Origin of the sequence: Erysipelothrix aquatica (genome assembly GCF_009828775.2) — a bacterium.
GTDB classification, from domain to species: domain Bacteria; phylum Bacillota_I; class Bacilli_A; order Erysipelotrichales; family Erysipelotrichaceae; genus Erysipelothrix; species Erysipelothrix aquatica.
The window spans coordinates 1-17,891 of the sequence record NZ_WTSY02000006.1 but is presented as its reverse complement, the minus strand read 5'-3'; the positions used below and the strand labels follow the sequence as shown (position 1 = coordinate 17,891).

14 protein-coding genes, 1 tRNA gene and 1 pseudogene are annotated in these 17,891 nt (G+C 38.7%); 6 read left to right on the top strand and 10 right to left on the bottom strand.

The window, feature by feature from the left end; translation table 11 throughout:
- Positions 1-7 precede the first annotated feature (7 nt).
- Positions 8-1,279 (bottom strand): APC family permease, encoded by a 1,272-nt coding sequence (locus GVV20_RS02800; protein ID WP_159740900.1) that lies wholly within the window; start codon positions 1,277-1,279, stop codon positions 8-10.
- A 270-nt stretch (positions 1,280-1,549) separates the two neighbouring features.
- On the opposite strand from GVV20_RS02800, the gene GVV20_RS02795 reads away from it, so the two are divergent.
- Positions 1,550-2,518 carry a hypothetical protein gene (locus tag GVV20_RS02795; protein WP_159740899.1) on the top strand — a complete coding sequence of 323 codons (969 nt, stop codon included), beginning with the start codon at positions 1,550-1,552 and terminating at the stop codon, positions 2,516-2,518.
- Between the two features lie 12 nt (positions 2,519-2,530).
- On the opposite strand, the gene GVV20_RS02790 is transcribed toward GVV20_RS02795, so the two are convergent.
- From GVV20_RS02790 to GVV20_RS02780, 3 genes are all read right to left on the bottom strand, one after another.
- Positions 2,531-4,420, bottom strand: coding sequence for an LTA synthase family protein (locus GVV20_RS02790; RefSeq protein WP_159740898.1), 1,890 nt, complete (start codon positions 4,418-4,420; stop codon positions 2,531-2,533).
- 9 nt (positions 4,421-4,429) lie between these two features.
- Complete coding sequence (locus GVV20_RS02785; RefSeq protein WP_159740897.1) at positions 4,430-5,302, bottom strand: diacylglycerol/lipid kinase family protein; 873 nt, start codon at positions 5,300-5,302, stop codon at positions 4,430-4,432.
- 97 nt (positions 5,303-5,399) lie between these two features.
- Positions 5,400-5,861, bottom strand: a complete 462-nt coding sequence (locus GVV20_RS02780) for an NUDIX domain-containing protein (RefSeq protein ID WP_159740896.1) — start codon at positions 5,859-5,861, stop codon at positions 5,400-5,402.
- A gap of 234 nt (positions 5,862-6,095) precedes the next feature.
- Between GVV20_RS02780 and GVV20_RS02775 the strand changes: the two genes are divergently transcribed.
- From GVV20_RS02775 to GVV20_RS02765, 3 genes are read left to right on the top strand one after another with little or no spacing between them, the layout of a single operon-like run.
- Positions 6,096-6,902 carry a TrmB family transcriptional regulator gene (locus GVV20_RS02775; protein ID WP_159649408.1) on the top strand — a complete coding sequence of 269 codons (807 nt, stop codon included), beginning with the start codon at positions 6,096-6,098 and terminating at the stop codon, positions 6,900-6,902.
- A 9-nt stretch (positions 6,903-6,911) separates the two neighbouring features.
- A complete protein-coding gene (locus tag GVV20_RS02770) occupies positions 6,912-7,781 on the top strand; it encodes a sulfite exporter TauE/SafE family protein (RefSeq protein ID WP_159633657.1) in 870 nt (289 codons plus the stop codon).
- A gap of 3 nt (positions 7,782-7,784) precedes the next feature.
- A complete protein-coding gene (locus GVV20_RS02765) occupies positions 7,785-8,771 on the top strand; it encodes an ornithine cyclodeaminase family protein (RefSeq protein ID WP_159740895.1) in 987 nt (328 codons plus the stop codon).
- Positions 8,772-8,792: 21 nt separating this feature from the next.
- Here the strand turns inward: GVV20_RS02765 and GVV20_RS02760 are convergent, their stop codons facing one another.
- From GVV20_RS02760 to GVV20_RS02745, 4 genes are all read right to left on the bottom strand, one after another.
- Positions 8,793-9,545: a helix-turn-helix domain-containing protein gene (locus GVV20_RS02760; RefSeq protein ID WP_159740894.1), complete on the bottom strand. Its 753-nt coding sequence runs from the start codon at positions 9,543-9,545 to the stop codon at positions 8,793-8,795.
- A 66-nt stretch (positions 9,546-9,611) separates the two neighbouring features.
- Complete coding sequence (locus GVV20_RS02755) at positions 9,612-10,142, bottom strand: hypothetical protein (RefSeq protein WP_159740893.1); 531 nt, start codon at positions 10,140-10,142, stop codon at positions 9,612-9,614.
- 84 nt (positions 10,143-10,226) lie between these two features.
- Positions 10,227-11,291, bottom strand: coding sequence for a MucBP domain-containing protein (locus tag GVV20_RS02750; protein ID WP_159740905.1), 1,065 nt, complete (start codon positions 11,289-11,291; stop codon positions 10,227-10,229).
- A gap of 157 nt (positions 11,292-11,448) precedes the next feature.
- Positions 11,449-11,524, bottom strand: a tRNA-Arg gene (locus GVV20_RS02745).
- Positions 11,525-11,630: 106 nt separating this feature from the next.
- On the opposite strand from GVV20_RS02745, the gene GVV20_RS02740 reads away from it, so the two are divergent.
- Both GVV20_RS02740 and GVV20_RS02735 read left to right on the top strand, forming a co-directional pair.
- Positions 11,631-12,548: a Gfo/Idh/MocA family protein gene (locus GVV20_RS02740; RefSeq protein ID WP_159740892.1), complete on the top strand. Its 918-nt coding sequence runs from the start codon at positions 11,631-11,633 to the stop codon at positions 12,546-12,548.
- Positions 12,545-12,961, top strand: coding sequence for a DUF2871 domain-containing protein (locus GVV20_RS02735; RefSeq protein WP_159740891.1), 417 nt, complete (start codon positions 12,545-12,547; stop codon positions 12,959-12,961). The genes GVV20_RS02740 and GVV20_RS02735 overlap by 4 nt, the downstream gene beginning before the upstream one ends.
- Positions 12,962-13,060: 99 nt before the next feature.
- Here the strand turns inward: GVV20_RS02735 and GVV20_RS02730 are convergent, their stop codons facing one another.
- Both GVV20_RS02730 and GVV20_RS02725 read right to left on the bottom strand, forming a co-directional pair.
- Positions 13,061-17,440: an endo-beta-N-acetylglucosaminidase gene (locus tag GVV20_RS02730; protein ID WP_159740890.1), complete on the bottom strand. Its 4,380-nt coding sequence runs from the start codon at positions 17,438-17,440 to the stop codon at positions 13,061-13,063.
- Between the two features lie 336 nt (positions 17,441-17,776).
- A pseudogene (locus GVV20_RS02725) lies at positions 17,777-17,891 on the bottom strand (IS30 family transposase); the annotation flags it as partial.

Here is a 17,891-nt window from a genome sequence, read left to right as displayed (position 1 = left end):
CTTTTTTTTATGACTGTTGATACTTCATTGCGAGATAAAATGGAACGGCAAGAAATAGTCCTGCGAGACCAGCAACAAGTTCCAGTGGTGGAGCTTGTAAAAGAAGCCATATTGACGCCACAATACTATATGCAGGAATCAAAATTCCAAAAGGTAATCGGAAAGGACGTACGACATCTTTTTTTGTGCTTCGTAGTCGAATTACCGCCATCGCTGTCGAAATATACTGGATAAATCCCGAAACCACCGCAAGCGTTACGAGCATTTGATAACTTCCCGACAAAGCGACTGGTATCGCAATAATTGTTGATGCAACAATCGCAAAACCAGGAGTACCAAAGCGTGATTCTTTCGCAAAGCACGACGGTAAAAGTTTATCCTCAGCAAGAGCTACCATACAGCGGGGAGTAATAAATGAGTTTGCAATGTTAATACCTGCAATTGAGATTAAAGTACCAGTGCAAGCAATCATAAGACCAGTAGGCCCGATCATACGGAATAGTGCAGCTTGAATAGGCATAGTTTCCGTCTTTAAATCGTTGCCCAAAACTCCGATTGATAAAACATGGACCCCAATATAGAATACGGTAATGACAGACATAACAATCATAATCGCACGTGGTAGATTTTGTTTTGGATTTTCCATATCCTCAGACGCAATTGCGAGTGATTCAAATCCTTGAAATGCATAGAACCACATCAAGCTAATGGCTCCAAATTTACTCCACTTGAATGCCGAATCAGTCATGACAAGTTCGAAGTGTGATCCTTTGACAAAGAAAACACCTAAGACGATAAATATCAGAATCGGAATGATTTTTGAAACAGTCACAACATTATTGAGAACTTTCGTAAAATTAACACCCAGATAATTTACGATCCCCAATCCAACGAGAGTACCAACTACAATTATTGCGCCTCCTGTTCCCGTTCGGGCTGGGCTCCAAATTACGCCCAAAGCAACTTTCAGCGCGCACGCTGTTGACGCCCATGTAATTATTTGAACCACTAACTTACTAAATCCGACAACAAAACCCGGAAATTCTCCAAATGCATCACGAACATAAACATAGGGTCCGCCATTTTGTGAATAAATACCGGCCGCCTCAGCAAAGCATGCTGCCAATGACATCACTACCATCGCTATAAACAATAACGTCCAAAGACTTCCAAGACCAATTTCTTTACTTGTTATATGTGGAAAGAAAAAGACACCAGAACCAATAATCGAATTAATACCAAGCAATACGATGCTTGTAAATCCAAGTTTCTTTTGCATTATAAATACTCCTTAATTTCGTTTTTTCCCTGTAGATGGAGTTATTTTACAGAAACAGTTTGCGTGAAACAAGGTATAAATCCACTGATTTAAGTAGCTAATGTCTAAGTGACAAATTGTCCAAAGTGTCTAAATCGCTATTTAATGCCACCTGTAGCGATTACATTACTTGTCTTGAAATGATTTAATACCGTAAACTAAATACAAATAGCTACCGCTTAATCACTTTCTTTTTTAGTATGAACGTGCGAAGCAACGAAAGGAATTCCTATGTTCAAAAAATTTATGATACTAAATCTATGTCTAGTGTTTATTACTGGGTGTAGTGTTACCACGCCGAAAGACCCTCAAACAGCTACCAATACGATGACGCGCAACAATCATGATTATACATTTGATGTTGTATCTGGAGCGACGAATGGAAAACATGAGGGGATTGCATATCGTGGCGATGAAAAATGGCAACGTATGATGTGGTCAGGACGCCCTGAAATTGGGGTTGTTACAGGGGAATACTATTTTGATGCTCTCGACTTCAATGGTGGCTATATTGCAACGGTAACGGTTGTCGCCGAAAACAATGCTTTACAGCTTGTTGAATTTGATGAAATCTCACCACAAAACTACTATGCCCCTGAATGGGCTAACCGCACAAAACGTACCTCTGGCTATGCCAATTGGCAAATGGATAATGGTCGTACCGATACGACGCTTGTTACGATTGTCAACGCGATGACATTTCTTGAGTACCAAATGATGACACAAAACAGTCTTGTAGGTGAGTTCAATGCACCTGCAGGTTCATCAACCAGTCTTCGCGGTGGGTTTGAACCGGTTGCAAAGAAAATTGCACCGCGTGTCGAGAAACCATCAAATCTATACTATATTGGTATCACGGAAGCTATTGGCGATGGGCTGTATGCCCGACTTGCTGTTATCTACAATAAGCAAGATCAGACAATCTATGATGTTATCTACGATGAGTATTTTGACGATAATCCTGAAGCCATCACTGACTCAACACTTCAGCAGTTTTACCGTCAATCAAAGTACCATGCGCGTGAATTTGAAGCCGTTACTCAACAGCACTTTCACGATGATGTGAACGCATTAAAAGCTGCCGTTAAGCAACACCAAACACTTGATATTCCAATCGAAAATACTGCCATTTCACCCCATTATCGTGCGTTAGCAGAGCGTGTTTATCAATTAAGCCAAGAAAAAATGTCTGACTTTTAATCAGACATTTTTTTATTGATTGAGATAGGGTAACGCGTAACCTGAACCATCAATTAAATCATACTGAATAACTTCATACGCTGTCAGTAGTTTTTGTTGATATGGCGTTAATTGGTCATAGCTTCGAGGACTCGTATCACCATACAAGTAATAACCCGTACTATGAATACTGATGAACGTTTCGTTAACTTCTTGAACCAAAGCTTGGTATGGACTTATTTTGACATCCCCAACTGCATAAATTAAATTCTGTGCATTTGTCAAAGAAATCAGGTCCGTGTTGTAAGCTTCCAGACTTGCATCAGGAAGGTTGGTCGCCATAAAGTAGTTGGTTTGATATTTTTTGATAGGTGCATTAACGTTTAAGATACTATTATAAATGCCTGGAAGATGATCCCCATAGAAAAAGAGTATATACGGTTTTTCTTCTTCATTCAAAGCCGTTACAAATTCTTTCGTATAACCATCTGTTCGATGAATTCCTTCACTATAATTTTTGACGACTGTTTTATAGCCATCTGATAATAGTTCACTCTCAACATCATAAACACTATCTGGGAAATCGTTAGGGTATGGTGCATGATTTTGCATCGTGACTAAGTGAATTGACATTGGATTTTCATTGGTTCGATAATGGTCAAGAACTTCATTGTAGGCAGACTCGTCTGAGATATAGCCATACATAACGAGCAACCCTTTATGCTGCATATCATTTTCAAAGATACTTGTATCAATCCCAAAGTTTCGATAGGTAGGGACCCGTTTGAAGAACTGCGATCCATAACTATGGATTGCAAGTGTATCGCGTTGACCGTCTGATTGAATCGATTTGAAAATTGAAGGTAGTTGATCATTGGTTGATGTAAATGACTGGAATGCTGTCGCTACAGCTGGACTTAGTGATCCATAGCTCATCCCTGTTATGAGTTCATACTCGGTATTCGGTGTCTGACCACCATAGGTTGGTGAAATGATTGATCCCACTGCTACTTTGTCCGAGGAATCTTTCAAGTATTCAAGCGGTTCCTCTGCGAGTATAAAGCCATCCAAATTGCTCGGATCACTCATCGATTCACTCAGAATGGTGATAACATTGATATCTTCAAAATTTTCACGACTGCGAGTTGCATTGATGGCATCCGCATCTTTTGTATAATGGGCCATAATTTTATCAACCGTTTCTTTTGAGTACGAATCGGGTTGATACATATTGTCACCTGGAATATTGACAACAAATCCATTTAGAAAACCATAGTATTGATAATTATCGATTTGATTCCAAATTGAATACTCCGGAAAGAAATTATTGTTCACAGCATAACTTCGAAACCAAGAGTCGTGCTTGTTGTAAGACATCATATATGAAGAGCCCAACATTAATATCACAAGTCCTGAGATTAAAGTCGCTACACGAATATGTTTATTGTAGACCGGCTTGAAAATTCCCAATTTGCGGTTCAAAATTACCATGACAGCTACAAGTAGCACGAGAACCACGACGCTGATGAGAATCATCTTCAGTTGACGCGACGTTATCATTGAGAGTAAGTCTTTGGTATTGCGAAGATAACTCACATCAGCTGGATAAATAGGTTCAACTAATACGTTCAACTTTATATAGTTTAGGACTGCAACAATAGCGGTTACCGTTAAATATCCAATACTTACAAAAAGAATATTATTAAAAATAAGGACTAGCAGTATAAATACGATAAACAAAATTACTGTACTAAACACATATGCTGGTGTTGAATAGGCAATTGATTCAAAAACGAGATCATAATCAAACTTAAATAAACTTGCTGTAGTCACCAACTGAAAGACCACACTAATAATGATTCCTGTTACGATGATTGTCAGACTATAGGCCAACCATCGTTTCCAATTTTTATTTTTTAACATCTAATTTCCTCATTTCAAGGGGCCAACAAGCATAATAGGTTCCGGTTCTACATTGAACTGAATTTGCTTGGTCTTGCCTCCAAACTCGCCATCAAGGCCGTATTCGACCGTTGATTCACTGTTGATTGTAACTTTTTTTGCACGTCTAAAAATGATACTATCATCTTCAAAACTCTGCGTATTGATTTGATGAAGTGCTTTTACGAGCTGAACTGGTGTTTTGGGTGTCCGAACCAGCATCACTTCAAACAAGCCATCCGCTAAATCTGTTGAATCAGGAAAGCGGACGAAGTTTGCCATCTTTTTTGTATTGGTAATGGATACAAAACTGAATTTCCCTTTTACAATTTCATCATCCACAGTAACATCAAGACGGTATTTCTTTAATTTCCAGATTTCCCAAAAACCTCGCAACATATAGGCAAAGTAGCCAAATTTATTTTTGAGTTTCTGGTCTGTCGTATACGGCACATTCGATAAATAACCAAAAGTTAGTGCATACGAAAATACTTTATCATTAACAATACCTAAATCTGTAGTGATTGTCTTTGTAAAGTCAGTTGTTGTTAGTATTTCTTCAATATTGACGGTTTCATAATAGTTCTTTGCAATATCGTTCGTCGTTCCACTTGGAAGCATCAGAATTGGTTGTTTTAAATTTAACGCTGCTGCCATGGTAAATGCCGCACTGATTGTTCCATCTCCACCCATTGCCGCTAGGACATCAAAGTCTGTAGTTTTAATGCGCTCCATCAAGGCATCGGGATCTTGTTGTATAGATTCTTTCGAAACGATGTTGAGGTGGGCGTATGAAGCATCATTGATCGTGGGAATCCCCTTACCGGATTCTGTATTACCAATAAAGAAAATACGAGGGGTCATAATCATCACCTATTCTTATCATTCTTGTTTATATCTATGTACAGTATACCTTTATTTCACTTTTTTTCAATTTTCTTCACAATTCCTCGTTAAAATTTCATTTATGAAAGCCTTGCTCCGAATAGCAAGAGTTTGTGAGTATCGCTTGAAGGACATCATAGCGTGCTGGAATCATACGCTCTGGTAATTCGTTGATTTTAAACCATTTGAGTTCCGCTATCTTATGGGGTTCTTTAATCTGTGGTATCTTTGAGAACGTTTCGACCCAAAAGTAGCAATTGAAATACGTATTATCATGGTCTTGATCGTATAGATGCGTGAGGTGGACAAATTTCATGTCTTGCTCTAAAACATCGATTCCGATTTCTTCCATGAATTCACGACGCATGCACATCGTTGCGGATTCGTGCGCTTCAATATGCCCTGCTGCTGCAAAATCCCAATGATCATCCATAAATCCTGTATTTATTCTTTTTTGCAACAAAATTTCTATATCTTTTTGGTGGTGTCGAACCACCAGTCCCATTGATGCACCGCGTGCCTTAAAATATTTATCCATAGTCCCTCCCAGTTCGTGAAATAATCATAGTACGATTCATTTTCAATAGCAACTTTATAAAACAATGTGAAATGTATCACTAATTTATCAAGCGTGGTTACCCTGAGTAACTATTATATATTTTTTCCATCATTTTCTTCTAAATCTGTGAAAATCGGACTTCTTTTTCTCAAATTCCACGATATTCTAGAAGTGGAGATGACAAATATCGATTTGTTATTGAAGGAGTCGAACATGGAAAATTTGATTACAGTCTTGAATTCTCTTGGTTTCACAGAAAATGAAGCAAAGATCTATATCTCATTGTTGAAGACCGGACCGCAAAATGGCTATGAAATTAGCAAATCAAGCGGTGTTCCTCGCAGTAAAATCTACGTCCTACTCGAACGGCTTTTACAACGTGGCATTCTAACAAGTTCTCATAATGGCAAAAATGTCATTTACAAAGCAGAACCGGTATCCCGCCTTGAAGATATGGCAACCTTGGACCTCCAACGCAACCTTCAAGCGTTACGAAAAGAGACCAGCAAAATAAGTGAAACTGGAGACGACGATCAGATTTGGCATTTATCAGGATACGATAACATTCTGCTGCGTGTTGAGGAAATGATTCGCACTGCTGAGCACGAGTTATTAATTCAAATTTGGCAACCCGAATTAATGCCTCGTATTGAGCAAGCGATTCTCGCAGCTGAAGGCACGATTAAAATTGCGGTTATTTTATATGACGAAACGCAATCGTATCAAACTGATGTTAAAAATGTCTACAAACACGGTTTCGAAGACAATCTCTTGGATGAGAATAATGCGCGGTGGTTAACGTGTGTTAAAGATGCTTCGGAAATGATATATGTTACCATTCCTAATATTCAGCAAGCAACCGCAATTCATACCACCAATAAGAGTATGATTTGGTTCTCTACTGAATATGTGAAACATGATGTTTTCTGCTTAAGACTGATTGATGATATGGGTGAACTCGCACACACACTATACGGTCCTAAGATTGCGAAACTTCGTGATATTTACACACTCCAATAGGAGGAAATTATGAATATCGTAACAACAATTTTAGTACTAATCGCAGTCGTGAACGGAATTTTTGCGATTACATTAGTACGTGACTTAGCAAAGAATAAAGATTCGGTCATGAAGGAACCGGGAAATCCCATCGTCATGGCGATTACCGAATTCTTTATGTTCTTATTATCTACATTTGGGATTTCTGACTTTGCCATTGGTGCAGCAATTTATCCGAAATCAAAATGGGTAAGTGATGAAAAACTTCCTGGAACGCTTAATACACAATGTGTTATTCCAGTTGCTGTCATGGCTTTATCCTACATTTCTGTTATTGAAGTTGACTTAACAACATTGCTTGTTGCTATTTTTGCACAAGTACTTGGTGCCTATATCTCACCACGTTATGTCGTTAAATTACCCGTTAACACAATCAAAAAATTTGTTGCAACAGGACTTATTATTGCCGGTGGATTGATTGTAGCAGGTAAAGTTGGACTTTATCCTGCTGGAGGAACTGCAACAGGCCTTTCAGGTTTTAAACTTGTTTTATTAGGGGTTCTTTCATTTGTCTATGGTGCTGTCAATAATATTGGTATCGGATCTTATGCCCTTACCTCTGCAACTGTTTATGCTTTAGGAATGAGTCCATTAGTTGCTTTCCCAATCATGATGGGTGCATGCACATTCTCAGTTCCTATTGGTTCAATGCAATTTATCAAACTTGACAGTTATTCACGTAAAATTACACTGTTTGCTGCTATCTTTGGTTCACTTGGGGTTTTAGTTGCTGTCTTTGTGGTTCAAAGCTTAGATGTTGCTCTACTCCAATGGGTCGTAGTTGCAGTCGTTCTATTCAGTGCTACACAAATGATTTTATCAGTTCGTAAGGGGGCTTAACACATGGAAATCAAAGTAATTAATAAAGCAATTATTGATGAAGTTTATACGATGCTTGATGCAATTCAAGCAAATAAAGATGCACTTGCCATTTACTCACGCAATGGGTCCATCATTCCATTACGGACTAACATTGATGTCGCTGCATTCGAAGGTCAAAGCTTGTATATGCCTGGTTATGCTGCCGATGCGCATGCATTGGGTGTAAAAATTGTCTCTGTTTATCCTAATAATATTGCGAAGGGTATCCCAAGTGTTCCTTCAACAATGGTTTTAATTGATGATGAAACAGGTCAAGTTATCGCTCTATTGGATGGTACGTATTTAACACAAGTACGTACGGGTGCCGTTGCGGGTGCCGCAACCGATTTATTAGCTCGTCAAGACAGTAAAGTCTTTACCATTTTTGGGGCTGGTGGTCAGGCTGAGAGTCAAGTTGATGCAGTTCTTGCTGTTCGTGATATCGAACAGGTTTATGTCTGTGATCTTGATGAAGCCCGTCGTGAAGCGTTTGCGGCCCACATTGCTGAAAAGCATCACGTCAAAGCCGAAGCTGCTGCATCAGCAGAAGATGCAGTTCGTCAATCAGATATTATTACGTGTGTCACAACAACACGCCGCCCACTCTTTGATGCCTCATGGCTCAAAGCAGGCGCACACGTAAACGGCATTGGTTCGTACACTCCTGAAATGCAAGAAATTCCTGCTGAAGCAATTCTAAATGCCGATGGGGTCTATGTTGATACCTTTGATGGCGTTTTAAACGAAGCAGGTGACTTCATCAAACCAATTTCAGACGGCTTGTTCACCAACAAAATTATTACAGGTGAATTGGGTGATATCGTCAATGGCAAAGTTACTGGCCGTACCGATCCAGCACAAATCACTGTCTTTAAGTCAACAGGTTCTGCAGTCATGGATGTCGTGAATGCACGTCGTATTTACGAAAAAGCCCTTGCGCATAACGCTGGTGACTCTATCAATTTATAGTTAAAACGCAAAAATACCACTCTATGAGCGGTATTTTTTTTGTTGTTCATCATAGATGCTTTTCCCAGTAACAATCATCGGTATAATGTCGTCATCATCCTCAATCGCTACGCCTTTTTTTCCAAGGTAATCGCACAGGATTGGAAGGTCCTTAGAGAGCGTTGCAGTAACTTCGTGTGTATACACCGCACCATCGTTTGCCAATAGCGAAATATTGAAACTATCAGGTCCCCAATCACCGATTCCGATTCGAGGTCGAGACGTATAGTTAATTTTAAAAATATCAATATCATCAAATCCATACGTCTTCTTGAATTGCTGAGGCTTAAAGATAGCGATGAGACGTTCCCACCACGATTGATAATGAACGGCAGTAATATCACGTTTACCAATAATAATCCGACCTTCCTTCACCATGATTAATGTCAAAAACATAAAGAAACCACAGAAGATGAAGAATGTCCAAATGTATGGACGTATCGTCATCGTCGCACCGAAAAAGAGTGCGAATACAAATCCGATAACTGTATTCCGGACCAAATTACGTTCACCAATCTGATAAGGTTTCTTTAAATGTTTAGATCCCCGTAAAAGTTGATCAATTGAAATATCATACAAATCACTGAGCATGATAATGTTTTCAATATCTGGCATGGATTCCCCACGCTCCCATTTTGAAATTGCTTGGCGCGAAATCATCAATTTCTCGGCGAGTGCTTCTTGCGTATACCCGTTCACTTCACGGTAGTATTTTAGATATTCGTTCAGTAACATATGTGCCACCTCTTTCTATCTAAAGCATAGACAATTTTCTGTTTTTTGTAACGCAACGTGTGGTTTCTATCCGTGATTTTTCTGATATAACTTATAAATACTGAGGATTACAAAGATTTTAAATACAATTTGTGACAGCATTGCGAGTAATGATCCTCCAAAACCAATTCTCAAAGTGCTTAGCAAATTAATTGCGATAATGATACTGAGGATAATCGCAACCGTTTGTTTTGTCTGTACGACAAAGTCATAATCCCCCGCAAGATAAATGTAGTAAAACATCGCAAATGAAATGATCAACCCTACAATTGCATAAATAACTGCGATAATTTCCGGACGAATAATGGCAACTATATACATAAGACCAAGCATCCCCAGTGTTGTATATGCAATTAAGACAACCAAAAGATTCAGTGCCATTTTGAAGTATCGATTCCATAAAGGTGTTTTCTTAAGCATGTACAATGAATACAGTAACAATCCCAAAGCTCCTACCAACACAATTGTAGAGTTTGTAATCGGTAATGACATGATGACCACACCTACTAATATCCCCAGTAATGCATTATTTTCTATTTTTTGAACATCTTGCCCCATAAGCTTTCCCTGCTTTCTTATTTTTATAATAGCATGAATCGGTTCATGACAAAATAAAAACTCTCGTTAGAGAGTCCTTATAAACTAATTATTATTAATACTTTTCTTTCTAAAATACAGTACCGCAAATCCAACAGCAACCAAGAGAATACCAACATTGACTAAATTATTATCCCTACCCGTATTTGGTAGTGTTTCGACTGTTGGGGTTGGCTCTGATGATTTAACAACTTCGGTTGGTTTTGTAGGCTCAACAGGCTTCACTGGTTCTACGGGATCAATAGCATCTTGTTTATAGATAAATATGAATTCCTTATCGACCGCAGTATACACTTCTTCAATATCTTTGGAAGAAACAATCGTATATCCATCAATTGTTGGTGCTGTAAAAGTAAAGGCTTCGTCCACCATTATTTCCTTCATTTCATCATTTCGAATTTTGTTACCTTTTTCATCTACGAACTTAAGGGTTACACGTGGCAATCGAATTCGAATATCAACAACTTGGTCCTCTTCCAAATAGTCATACACCAAACTGACATTTGGGGTAACTGGAATAAACATCGACATAAAATCCTCTATATCATAGGCTTCACCAGTTACTTTAAATTCCTGCATGTATTCTGTATCAAACATACCGTAAGAAACATCTGAAGTAAGTAGCGTATCTTCACCATCTAGGCCAACAAGATAAATATTCAGTGTTAGTTTAGATTTTGGTCCAAAATAGGTTTGAACTTGATCGATACGTTTTCCAGAATCAATCTCTTTTTGGTGGAGTTGATCATAGGTAAACTCTCTTTCATATGATATTTCCTTTGACCCGTCTGTGTACCAAATTGAACTACCATAATACGTATATGGTGCTACACGAAAAAAGTTCCCGCCGGTCACTTCGTTCACTAATTGGTCATCGCTATGCGCGCTCCAATTCTGATTCTCTTCTGATAAAAAAGTTGACCACTGTCCAACTGACGGTGCCGTCATTTTAATCCCTGCAACTTCTCCATCTTCATAAATGAGATTAACTAAGTGTTCTTTCACATTAATTTGTCCTTCAAAAGGATCATACTCAGCTGCTATTGGCATTATCCCAAAGGATAAGACCAGAATCAATGAACATACTAAAAGTCTAATTTTTCTATTCATCAAAAATTTCCCCCTCCTGATGATTATCTTAATTATACCACTTCTCTATTATAATGATAATTAATTAACAAAGTTTCATTTTATAAACAACTTGTATAGCATAATTTATAGATTCTTTTTACAAAAAAAAAAGACCTGAGGTCTTTGAATTTTATTTTGGCACGCCCGACAGGGATCGAACCTGCAGCCTTTTGAACCGGAATCAAACGCGCTATCCGTTGCGCCACGGGCGTATGCACGATTATCATACCACGCTTGATACATTTATTTAAGTTTTAATTACATAATTTAACCTATTTTTGCGAATATGCTATGATTACCACACAAGGAGATTATTTTATGATAAAAGTAGGGGTCCTCGGGATTGGAAATATAGCACAAAAAGCCTATATCCCTGTCTATGCTGCACGTAACCAAGATGTCGAATGGCATCTCTATTCACGGAGCCAAGAAAAGCTCAATGCTTTATCCCGCCAGTATAACTTTAGCAACACACATACAGATATTGATACGATGATAGCGAGTGGAATTCAAGCAGTTTTTATTCACACTCCGACACAAACTCATGCAGATCTGATTCGCAAATTTCTTAACCACGGTATCCATGTTTATGTCGACAAACCAATCAGTGAGGACATACTCGAAGTCAAAGAACTTGTCGCACTTGCACAAGCACACTCATGTATTCTTATGACTGGTTTCAACCGTCGAATGGCACCACTCTATCAACAACAAAAAGCGGTCGCACAAAAGAATATGATTCTTGTACAGAAGCATCGAGAGCATGCCGAGCAGGACGTGAAATTTGCACTCTTTGATATGATGATTCACGTCGTTGATACGCTGGTCTATCTCATGGATACGCCTATCACATCTCACCACATCCGTGGTGTAACTGAGGCAGGCATCCTGAGCCACGCACACCTTGAATTGCATGGCGACCATGTCACAGGCATGGCAACCATTAATATGTATTCAGGTGGCCGTAGTGAAGTTGTGGAGGTAATGTCACCTAATGGATTTTACCGTTGTGTTGATATGAATGAGCTACAGATTCATTCGGACCAACATCAATATACTGAACGTTACGGGGATTGGGTCCCAACGCTCAATAAACGGGGATTTGTTCAGATCGTTGACCATTTTATTGAATGCGTTAAAGCCGGCAAACAATCTGATATCTTTACATTGGATGACGCATTGGTCACCCATCAATTAGTTCATGATATATACGAAAGTATAAAGGAGAAAAAATGAAAAAGATTTTACGACAAGCAACCATTTACCTTGCTTTAGGGTTAATCGCAGGTGTATTCTACCGCGAGTTTACGAAGTACATGGCATTTACAGGAACAACGCAACTTTCCATTCTACATACACATATTTTAATGTTGGGTATGTTTATGATGTTGATGGTTTTAGTCCTTGCAAAAACATTCAAAATTCATCGCCATAAAAACTTCAAAAAATTTATGGGCTTCTATAATGGGGGGCTTCATCTGACAATTTTAATGATGCTGACACGCGGTACCACACAAGTTCTAGGTACCGAATTATCCAAAGGAATGAATGCTGCAATTTCTGGAATGGCTGGACTTGGTCACATTATTTTAACAATCGGACTTGTTTACTTATTTATGATCCTACGTGACAACACGCATGATGCCTAACACCATCTCAATACGTTTTACTTAGATATAGTTATCCACATATAAAAAGGTTCTAAGCAATCGCTCAGAACCTTTTTTTTTGTAATATATCTCAAATAATTATTCTGTTTCTTTACGTTTACGTTTTGATACAAGTACCGTAACAAGTCCGGCACCGACAATTAATGATGACACCATCATTGTATTGCTATCAGCAACACCTGTCGCCGGAAGTTTATCTTTGTCCGTTGTCTTATCAGGTGTCGTTGGTTTAACTGGATTGGTTGGGTCCACAGGATCGACTGGATCAACTGGATCAATAGGATCTTTTTCTTTCAACCCTGATACTGCCTTATCCAACATATCAATTGCATCTAAGACATCTTGTTGTGTGCTTGTTGAACGAAGTGCTAAGCGGAACATTGTTGCATCGTCTGCGACAACCACTGGCAAGTTATTGACGACATTATCGCCAAATTCAATCGCTGTTTCAAGGTTTAAGACGGTCTCTTGAGTATATTTATCAGTCTCAATTGCTTTTGCATCAACAAGTTTCTGTTTTAAAAGAGCAATCGAGTCAGCTTGTGGTGTTTTCACGTCCACTAAGCCTGTAAAGGCTTTATGAAGTGCTTCATATGCTTCATTGATTTCCACTTGAGTTGCGGCTTCATTTTCTAATACAGCCTTTGCATTTGCAAGGTGCGTGCTGAACACTTCGTAGGACGCTTCTGTATATTGCGTTGCATCGATATCACCAATTGCAGCAATCAGCGATACTAAGAGTGACTTGTCTACTTTCTTAATCAGTTGTGATTCAATCGTTTGTAAACGGACTATGATTGCGTCAACCGTTTCTTGTGTTGCTTCATCATCCGCAATAATAGCTTTCGCATCATAAATTAATGTTTCAAGAAGTGCTTGTGATGCTTCATTGTATTGATCTTGATCCAATGATTCCACTGTGTTCAAGAGTGCGACAACTTCTTTTTTATCAATCAATTCTGGTTTCGCTTCTAATGCATCAATTGCGTTATTGAGTGCAGTATGTGCATCTTGAATCATTTCAAGTGTGGCATTTTCTGTAGCAATCACTGCTTTAGCTTCTGTAATTGATGCGACAAGATTTGCATATGTTGCTTTTGAATAATCTTTTTCTTTGAGTTTTTCTGCATTTTTTATAGCAGCACCCAAGTCACGTTTAGCTTTATCGACAGTTGGTACAAGTCCATCAATAGCTTCATTCAATGCACTCAATGCATCGGTATAAGTATTATCTTCAATGGCTTGATTTTGATGAATTACTTTCGCAGTTTCGATTGCCGCTTTTAAAGTAGCAAAGGATGATGCTGAGTAATCTGCCTCTTTGAATGACCCTGCTTGATAGATTCGTAGACCTAACGCTTCATAATTGTCGAAGTAATTTAAGCGAATAATAAGTTCGTTCGTTTCGCCTTCTACGACTGTGAATGGAATAGAAAGACCATCATATTTAACACCCACTGGGATTGATGTTAGGACCAAATCATATGTCCCGACTGGTAATTGTGTGTTAAGTCCTGAGTCGGATGTTCCACCGAGATTTCTAACTTTACCCATTGCGTCAATGACATCAAAGGTTGTGTTTAAGCCCATTTCACCAACATAAGCATGGATGTACATGTTTTCTGACTTACGGCTGACATAGTTCTGAATACTGTTTTTTAGACTTTCTTCAATACCTTCATTTTGGGTTGTAACATAGATGCGTTCACCAAATTTAGTAAAGTCGACATCTTCAAAAATCACAACACCTTTATCATTCGCTACACCAGTTAAGACTGCCTCAGTTGCAGTAATTGCATCGTATAAACGAACTGTAGCTTTCGCTTCTACTTCGGATACCGTTACTTTTTTACCTTCAAAATCGGCTTTAATTTGGTATTGTGATACCATTGGCGTTTTGGTGAATCCACCGTCGAACATTTGCCATTCATAGATACGAATCGCGCCCCAAGGCGATGTTCCCGAATTGGTTACATCTAACTTCCATTCTTGAGCTGTAATTGGTGTATCCAACAACACATCCGTGACTGCTTTGGTATTTCCTTTGATTGCTTTAGCTATTTGCCATTGACCGTTTTCATCTTTGTATTGCAATGAGAAATCAACCGTATTCATGTTATTTGCTTCACCACCATATTCAGCATGTTCAACACGCCATCTGGAAACACGTTGTGGTTCGCTTAATTTAATATCCATGTATCCGGATTTTTTATTGGTTGCTGCCCATTTACTATTTCCCGTTGCTGTTCCATCCAATGCTTTGGATGCTGGTTCTGCATCGTTTTCGAATGACACAGCTGTAACTTGTGCATTCAAGGCAACGTTTACTGGCGCAACTTCGTTATTTTCATCACTTCCGTCCAGTGAAACACCCCATTCAAATGTGATATCTTTTCCATCTGAGCGATTGTTGCTTGCATCGAGAGTGCGGATACGAATTGTGGTGGTATCGTCTGCTTTGGCATTTGCATCGGTGCGCGTAATCTTATCGGCGTAGAAGGCTGTGTTTGGTGTCGCCCCTAACAAGACTTCTTTACCATCTTTGTTCACTTGGTACACTTCATATACATCGGTGCCTTCAACTGCATCCCATGATAATCGTGCACTTGCTTCACGTGCATCTTTTACAAGCGTTTCATCCACACGCGCATTTGCAGTATTAGCAAGACTACCCGTAGTTTTACTATCAATTGTTAGTTGGCCAACATTTAAATTAAGGGTCTCTGTATCTGCATTACTTACTCTGATACTTACCGCATAGATTGTTTTGCCTGCATGTGCACCAAGATCTATTGTCTGCGTACCCCATGCTTCATTACTTGTTACTGGGAAATATGTTAAATCATTATCAACATAGTTTTCATCAAAAGAAACACCAACTTCTACTTTTGCTGCTGTGTTACCTTTTAGGGTAACCGCAAGTTCAGTATCTTGAGAAACATCTAATTTCGTACTGTAAAGCATGACATTATTGGTGCTTCCAGCTGCTAGATTTCCTGATAATTTGAGTGAGTTTCCACCGTTATAGGCATCGTTGAAATCATAATCCACGGCTAAGCGAGTTCCAACTTGATCTTTTACCCACCATCTCCAGGTTGGCATAATGTCTTGCGCTGAGCGGTAGTTCCATGTACGGTCACGAACCTCTACCCCATCAACAAACCATTTTTTACCATGCCCTGCATTGAAGCTCGTTCCAAATGATGTCCCTTCAATGACTGACTTGTCTGTCACAAAGCGAGACATTCCTTTCCAATCTGCTGAATCATCAGCCAAGCTTGGATCGCCTTGAGGCCCCGTATAAAGAATTTGTTCATGTTTATTAAATTCTTCAGCACTTGCTGCGAATCCCATAGTTGAGTTTGGAGCATAAAGTGCGATTGAACTTAGTGCTTTACCATTATCATCAACCAATGCATCGGTATTGATTTTCGTTTTATAACTGTTTTGTTGAATTTCAAAACCGGCATATGCGTCATAAGGGTTACGGTCCAATGTATTACGCATATAATCATGGGTACTTTGAATTTTTGAGGGTGACCAGTTAAAGTTCATAAAGAACTCGTCAACTGCATAATCATTATCCGATCCTCTTCTTAACCAAAGGTCATTATATTTGTTTACTGCATCTTGGTGCGACACTGAGCCACTGTTTGCCATTGCATCATACCAACCAATATTAATTGGATATCCCATTTCGCGGGATTTTTGACGAACATAGACAAGCATGTCGTGAGTACTTTGGGCTACTTTTTCGGTAGAGCCATATGATTCTTGATTAAAGAAGTAGCCATCAAAACCAAAGTATTGTGCGATTTCAATGAGTTTATCCGCGACAGGGTAATTACCTTCCTCATCTTGAACAGACATATTTTCAAGTTCTTTAAGTGAATCATAATGGCCAGTTCCCCATGGGAAATGAAGCGTTGCATAGACAGGAACGCCATTTCGGTGGGCCGCATCAACAATATCTGGCGAAGGGACTGCAATGACCCCTTCTTCGGAACTTGCCCAATAAATCATGGAATCAAGATATTGCCAGTTATCAAATGCATAGATATTAAAATCTTCGCCTCCTGTAGAAGGTGATTGATCATGATTTGCGTTTGATATTGCTGCTGATGTAATTTTCGCCTCAGGATTTGCCAATTTATTGATTTGCTGACCTTGGAATCGACGTGATTCTAAAGGGACTGTTGAACGGTTAAGTTTTGCATCCGGGTCTGTTTCGGGTGACCATTTTAATAGTGTTTCCAAACGAAACGCTGGTGCGAGTGGTTGTAGTGATTTCCCATTTTCATAGTTTTCATTCACTGCATCAGTACCATCTCCGGTAATTGCAGCTTGAATCGTCATATTGCTTGCGAACATTGTGAAGGCCAGTGTTGTTGCTGTTAGCCCAATGCAGGCACTACGAAAAAGCGATTTTACAAATCGTGTATTTTCATTTTTCTTCATATTTTCTCCTCAATAAACAATAAATTGGTAAACGCTTACAATATCATTATAGAGGATATGATTTATTTTTTAAGGTAAAAACTATAGTACATTATCCACATACTATAGTTTTTATTTCACACACAATACAATTTGGTTTAAGAATCTTTACTTTAAGATTTTTCACGTACGTACATTATATTTCGAAATTGATGCCGTACATCTTCAAAATTCAAAAGTTATCGACCCCAAAGGACTTGCCTCTCTATTGCACGGCTAAACGTGTTCTTAAATTTCCAGTGAACATAAGTAACAAAAAAAAATAGAAACATGAAACTGTTTCTATTTTTTCTTTTATCAAATCTCAACCGCACCACTATTCATTTTTAAAAATTCTATCTCATAAGCAGTTTTAAAGTCAAACATTTTGCGAGGCATTGAGTTGATTTTAAAGGCAATGTCATCAAGATAT

Bases quoted from the DNA above. Each gene is read 5' to 3' on its own strand.
- GVV20_RS02800 (WP_159740900.1), bottom strand. From the start codon at position 1,279: ATGCAAAAGAAACTTGGATTTACAAGCATCGTATTGCTTGGTATTAAT.
- GVV20_RS02795 (WP_159740899.1), top strand. From the start codon at position 1,550: ATGTTCAAAAAATTTATGATACTAAATCTATGTCTAGTGTTTATTACT.
- GVV20_RS02790 (WP_159740898.1), bottom strand. From the start codon at position 4,420: ATGTTAAAAAATAAAAATTGGAAACGATGGTTGGCCTATAGTCTGACA.
- GVV20_RS02785 (WP_159740897.1), bottom strand. From the start codon at position 5,302: ATGACCCCTCGTATTTTCTTTATTGGTAATACAGAATCCGGTAAGGGG.
- GVV20_RS02780 (WP_159740896.1), bottom strand. From the start codon at position 5,861: ATGGATAAATATTTTAAGGCACGCGGTGCATCAATGGGACTGGTGGTT.
- GVV20_RS02775 (WP_159649408.1), top strand. From the start codon at position 6,096: ATGGAAAATTTGATTACAGTCTTGAATTCTCTTGGTTTCACAGAAAAT.
- GVV20_RS02770 (WP_159633657.1), top strand. From the start codon at position 6,912: ATGAATATCGTAACAACAATTTTAGTACTAATCGCAGTCGTGAACGGA.
- GVV20_RS02765 (WP_159740895.1), top strand. From the start codon at position 7,785: ATGGAAATCAAAGTAATTAATAAAGCAATTATTGATGAAGTTTATACG.
- GVV20_RS02760 (WP_159740894.1), bottom strand. From the start codon at position 9,545: ATGTTACTGAACGAATATCTAAAATACTACCGTGAAGTGAACGGGTAT.
- GVV20_RS02755 (WP_159740893.1), bottom strand. From the start codon at position 10,142: ATGGGGCAAGATGTTCAAAAAATAGAAAATAATGCATTACTGGGGATA.
- GVV20_RS02750 (WP_159740905.1), bottom strand. From the start codon at position 11,291: ATGAATAGAAAAATTAGACTTTTAGTATGTTCATTGATTCTGGTCTTA.
- GVV20_RS02740 (WP_159740892.1), top strand. From the start codon at position 11,631: ATGATAAAAGTAGGGGTCCTCGGGATTGGAAATATAGCACAAAAAGCC.
- GVV20_RS02735 (WP_159740891.1), top strand. From the start codon at position 12,545: ATGAAAAAGATTTTACGACAAGCAACCATTTACCTTGCTTTAGGGTTA.
- GVV20_RS02730 (WP_159740890.1), bottom strand. From the start codon at position 17,440: ATGAAGAAAAATGAAAATACACGATTTGTAAAATCGCTTTTTCGTAGT.